Here is a 4,932-nt window from a genome sequence, read left to right on the forward strand (position 1 = left end):
TTCGGGAGAAATCCCGGCTGGTCCCCTCGGGTATCTCCGTAACCCTTGATCGTGACCCGGAGGAACTGTTATAATGTTTTCTCAATATGGCGGTCCGTTTTTTTCCTCAACAGAAGACCCGCTGGGTAGAACGCGAAAAGGTCTCCCTGATCGACTTTGATCTCAAGCCCGAGGATCTCGAGGCCTATCTGGACGAATACCTGGTGGGTCAAAGGGAGGCCAAGGGTATTCTGGCCACCAAGATCTGCACCCATTTTCACCGGGTGAAGTACTTCCTGGAACGGGGCGAGCGTTTCGACGAGGTGGGTTTTGTCAAGAACAACATTATCATCATCGGCCCCACCGGGGTGGGCAAGACCTTCATGATCAAGCTCATCGCCCGGCGCATCGGGGTGCCCTTCGTCAAGGGGGATGCCACCAAGTTCAGCGAAACCGGCTACGTGGGCGGGGATGTGGAGGATCTCATTCGGGACCTGGTCCAGGAGGCCGAGGGCAATGTGGATAAGGCCCGTTTCGGGATCGTATATCTGGACGAGATAGACAAGATCGCCTCCAGCGGTCATATCGTGGGGCCGGACGTTTCCCGCACCGGGGTTCAGCGGGCCCTGCTCAAACCCCTGGAGGAGACCGAGGTGGAACTCCGGGTGCCCCACGACCCCATCACCCAGATGGAGGCCATCGAATACTATCGACGCACCGGGCGCCGGAAACGCAACACCATCAATACCCGATACATCCTCTTCATCGCCAGCGGAGCCTTCTCCGGACTGGAGGAGATCATTCGTAAGCGTTTGCACAAGCAGAAACTGGGGTTTCTCTCCGAGATCCAGGAACGCGAGGACATGAAGATCAACTATCTGCGGTTCGTGATCCCGGAAGATCTCATTGCCTACGGATTCGAGTCGGAGTTCGTGGGGCGGTTTCCGGTAATCACCGTCTTCGATCCCCTTTCCGAGGAGGACCTTTACGCCATCCTGGCCAATCCCAACAGTGTTATCGTGGTCAGCAAGAAACGCGATTTTCGGGCCTACGGCATAGACCTGGCCTTTACCGACGAGGCCCTGAGGCGAATGGCCTCTCTGGCCTCCCGCGAGAACACCGGGGCCCGGGCGCTATCGCGGGTCCTGGAGAGGGTCCTCATTCCCTTTGAGAAGGCCCTACCCTCCACCCGGCTTTCCTATCTGGGGGTCACCCCGGAGATGGTGGAGGATCCGGAAGGGGTGCTCCGGGAGATGCGGAGTAATCCGGAGAACCCTCGCTGGCGGGAATGGTACGCCCGGGCCCGCAGGGAAGAGGAAGAACGCCTGCGGGAGTTTCTGCTTCAGCGCAAGAAGATCTTTTTCGAACAGTACAAGTTTCCCTTCACCCCGGCCAAACTCGATCTGGTGCTCAAGCTTCACCGTAAGGAGGATCTGGATCCCCAGCAGGCCCTGGAAGAGATCCTTATGCTCTGGCGTCAGATCCGGAGCTTTGAAAAGAGTTTCGAGCGCCGCACCGGGATCAGAATCGCCTTTTCCGAGGAGGCCCGGGACCTCATCCTGGACGAGGTCCTGAAACGGGACGAGGGGGTGTATGCCTTCTGCGATCGGATCCTGAGCATTCTGGAATACGGGCTTAAGCTGGTTCAGGATCGCACCGGGAAGAAACTCTTCGAGCTTCCCGGCGAGGCGGTGAAGTCTCCGGAATCCTTTCTCAATCGTCTGGTCAGCACCTCTTATCGACTCGATTAAGAATCATGCCCAAGCCACCTACCGTATATATGTGTCTTTCGGAGAGTGTGGCCCAGCGGGTTCGAGATACTCTGGCCGGGTTCAGGCTGAATCTGGTGGCCGTCCCGGACGGAGAGACCCTGATCGAGCTTTCCCGCCGGCATCCGCCGGATCTTATCATCTTGGAAAAGGAGATCCCCAAGCTGGATGGTTACGCGGTGGTCCTCCTGCTCAAGACCGATCCCAAGACCTCCCGGGTACCGGTGGTGGGGATCTGCAAGTGTTTTACGGATGCCGAAGCGGAAAAGGCCCGGGACGCTGGCTGCGACGATTATGTGTGTTATCCTTTAAACGAAGAAGAATTTAAAGATATGGTTCAACGATATCTAACGAGGTGAGAGGATGATCGGCATTTCCAAGTTATACTGTGGCACGGTGGAGGCCTCGGATCCCCTGCGCTACGGAAGGCGCAGCCGGGATCTCCCTTCCCATCTTCTTCAGTTTTCGGCGGACAAACGTCCGGTGGTGGTCTGGAACGTAACCAAGCAGTGTAATCTGCGCTGCGTGCACTGCTACGCCTCGGCCGATCCCCGGCCCGATCCGGATGAGCTCACCACCCAGGAGGGGATGGCCCTCCTTGAGGATCTGGCCCGTTTCGGGTGTCCGGTGGTCCTTTTTTCTGGAGGGGAACCCCTGATGCGGCCGGACATCCTGGACCTGATCCACAGGGCCGTGGAGCTGGGGATGCGGGCGGTGCTTTCCACCAACGGGGTGCTCATCGATCGGGCCCTGGCACGGGAACTGAAGAAGCTGGGGCTTTCCTACGTAGGGATCAGTATGGACGGTCTGGAGGAGGTTCACGATCGTTTTCGGGGGGTAAAGGGGGCCTTCAAAAAGGCCATGGAGGCGGTGGAAAACTGCAAGGCTGAGGGCATCAAGGTGGGGTTGCGGTTTACCATCAACCGGATCAACGCCTCGGAGATCCCGGGGATCTTCGACCTGGTAAAGGAACACCGGATCCCGCGGATATGCTTCTATCACCTGGTATATGCCGGGCGGGGATCCAGGCTCATGGAGGAAGACCTTTCTCATGAAGAGACCCGGCGGTGGGTGGATTATATCATCGATCGCACCAAGGAGCTTCACGACCAGGGTCTGCGGGTGGAGGTCCTCACCGTGGACAATCATGCCGACGGGCCCTATCTCTATCTGCGCATGAAACGGGAGGGCAACCCCCGGGCCGAGGAGGTCTATGAGCTCCTGCGCATGAACGGAGGGAACAATTCCGGAGTGGGAATCGGCTGTGTCTCCTGGGATGGGTCGGTGCACGCGGATCAGTTCTGGCGGCATTATTCCTTCGGAAATGTAAGGGAACGCCCCTTCAGCGAGATCTGGCTGGATACCTCCGACCCGCTCATGGCCAAACTGAAGGAGAAGAAAAAGTGGGTCAAGGGGCGCTGTGCCCGGTGTCGTTTTCTGGACATATGCGCCGGAAACTTCCGGGTGCGGGCCGAGGCGGCCACCGGCGATGTGTGGGCGCCGGATCCGGCCTGCTACCTCACCGACGAGGAGATCGGCATCGCCTAGAAATTAACCGGGAGGATCGAAGATGACACCCATTCGCAGGGCACTCATCAGTGTTACGGATAAGACCGGGGTGGCGGATTTCGCCAGGGCCTTACGGGAAATGGGGGTGGAAATCATCTCCACCGGAGGCACGGCCCGGGTAATTCGGGAGGCCGGGGTGGAGGTGATCGACGTCTCCGAGGTCACCGGGTTCCCGGAGATGCTCGACGGCAGGGTAAAGACCCTCCATCCCAAGATCCACGGCGGGTTGCTCTATCTTCGCGACAAGGAGGACCATGTCCGGCAGATCCAGGAACAGGGGATAAAGCCCATCGACCTGGTGGCGGTAAACCTCTATGCCTTTGAGAAGACCGTGGCCGCCGGGGCGGATCTGGACACGGCCATAGAGAACATAGACATCGGGGGTCCCACCCTGCTCCGGGCTGCGGCCAAGAACTTCCGGTATGTAACCGTGATCGTGGATCCGGCGGACTATGAACGGGTGCTGGCGGAGATGCGGGAACACGGAGGGGCCACCACCCTGCGGACCAGGTTCGAGCTGGCCCGCAAGGTCTTCGAAACCACGGCCCGTTATGACCGGGCCATCGCCGATTATCTCTCCCGTGTGCCCCCTCCGGAAGAGACATGATCTGCGTCTCGGTGGCTGAACCCACGGTGGAGCAGGCCCTGGACACCCTGAGGCAGGTTTCCGGGGCGGACCTTTGCGAGATCCGGCTGGATGCTCTGGAGGAACCCCGTCTGGAACCCTTTCTGGAGCACCGGGAAAGGCTTCTTTTCACCTTTCGGGCCCGGGAGGAAGGGGGGTTCAGGGAGGTTCCGCTGGAGAGGCGGCTGGCCCTTCTGCGCGAGGCGGCGGCCGCCGGAGCGGCCTACGTGGATCTAGAGCTGCGTTCCGGTCCGGAGGCGGTAGCCGAACTGCGTCGGGCCTGCCGGAAGACCCGCCTCCTTCTTTCCTATCACCACTTTTCCCATACCCCTTCGGAGGCCTATCTGCGGGACAAGGTCCTGGAGATGCGCCATCTGGGGGCGGATGTGGGGAAGGTGGTCTGCATGGCCCGCACCCCTAGGGAAGCCTATCTCCTGCCGGGGCTCATCCTCTGGGCCCGGGAGAAACTGGATTTTCCCCTCATTGCCTTTGCCATGGGTCCGCTGGGAAAGTGGACGCGCACGGTCTGTCTGCTCCTGGGCTCTCCCTTTACCTACGTAGCGGCCCGTCCCGGCGGGCAGACCGCCCCCGGGCAGCTCACCCTAGAGGAATTGCGCACCGCTCTGCAAGTCTTTCGGGAGGAGGGGCCTTGAGGGTTTTCGGCATCATAGGCTATCCGGTGGGGCATTCCCTTTCCCCGGCCATGCACAATGCGGCCCTGCGGGCCCTGGGGCTCGAGGGGGTCTATGGAGCCTTTGAGGTCCATCCAGAGGACCTTCCCGCGGCGGTGGCCGGCATAAGGGCCCTGGGAATAGGAGGGGTCTCGGTCACCGTACCCCATAAGGAAACCATCCTCCCCTATCTGGATGAACTGGATCCGGTGGCCCGGGAGATCGGGGCGGTGAATACGGTGCTTAACCTCGGAGGCCGGCTGAAAGGGACCAACACCGACTGGCTGGGGGTCAGACGCTCCCTGGAGGAGGCCGGGGT

General features: G+C 60.3%; 5 protein-coding genes and 1 pseudogene. All 6 read left to right on the top strand.

Going from position 1 to position 4,932, the window contains the following annotated elements; translation table 11 throughout:
* Positions 1-86: 86 nt before the first annotated feature.
* Positions 87-1,730: an AAA family ATPase gene (locus F8J34_RS03465; protein WP_297056563.1), complete on the top strand. Its 1,644-nt coding sequence runs from the start codon at positions 87-89 to the stop codon at positions 1,728-1,730.
* Between the two features lie 5 nt (positions 1,731-1,735).
* Positions 1,736-2,107, top strand: coding sequence for a response regulator (locus F8J34_RS03470; protein ID WP_297056566.1), 372 nt, complete (start codon positions 1,736-1,738; stop codon positions 2,105-2,107).
* A 4-nt stretch (positions 2,108-2,111) separates the two neighbouring features.
* Positions 2,112-3,296: a 12,18-didecarboxysiroheme deacetylase gene (ahbC, locus tag F8J34_RS03475; protein WP_297056567.1), complete on the top strand. Its 1,185-nt coding sequence runs from the start codon at positions 2,112-2,114 to the stop codon at positions 3,294-3,296.
* 22 nt (positions 3,297-3,318) lie between these two features.
* Positions 3,319-3,924, top strand: coding sequence for an IMP cyclohydrolase (locus tag F8J34_RS03480; RefSeq protein WP_297056569.1), 606 nt, complete (start codon positions 3,319-3,321; stop codon positions 3,922-3,924).
* Positions 3,921-4,595 carry a type I 3-dehydroquinate dehydratase gene (gene aroD / locus F8J34_RS03485; protein ID WP_297056571.1) on the top strand — a complete coding sequence of 225 codons (675 nt, stop codon included), beginning with the start codon at positions 3,921-3,923 and terminating at the stop codon, positions 4,593-4,595. The genes F8J34_RS03480 and aroD overlap by 4 nt, the downstream gene beginning before the upstream one ends.
* Positions 4,592-4,932: pseudogene (locus F8J34_RS03490) on the top strand (shikimate dehydrogenase); the annotation flags it as partial. The gene aroD and the pseudogene F8J34_RS03490, both read left to right, overlap by 4 nt.

Origin of the sequence: Thermosulfurimonas sp., from assembly GCF_015491435.1 — a bacterium.
Lineage (GTDB): Bacteria > Desulfobacterota > Thermodesulfobacteria > Thermodesulfobacteriales > Thermodesulfobacteriaceae > Thermosulfurimonas_A.

Bases quoted from the DNA above. Each gene is read 5' to 3' on its own strand.
- F8J34_RS03465 (WP_297056563.1), top strand. From the start codon at position 87: ATGGCGGTCCGTTTTTTTCCTCAACAGAAGACCCGCTGGGTAGAACGC.
- F8J34_RS03470 (WP_297056566.1), top strand. From the start codon at position 1,736: ATGCCCAAGCCACCTACCGTATATATGTGTCTTTCGGAGAGTGTGGCC.
- F8J34_RS03480 (WP_297056569.1), top strand. From the start codon at position 3,319: ATGACACCCATTCGCAGGGCACTCATCAGTGTTACGGATAAGACCGGG.
- ahbC (WP_297056567.1), top strand. From the start codon at position 2,112: ATGATCGGCATTTCCAAGTTATACTGTGGCACGGTGGAGGCCTCGGAT.
- aroD (WP_297056571.1), top strand. From the start codon at position 3,921: ATGATCTGCGTCTCGGTGGCTGAACCCACGGTGGAGCAGGCCCTGGAC.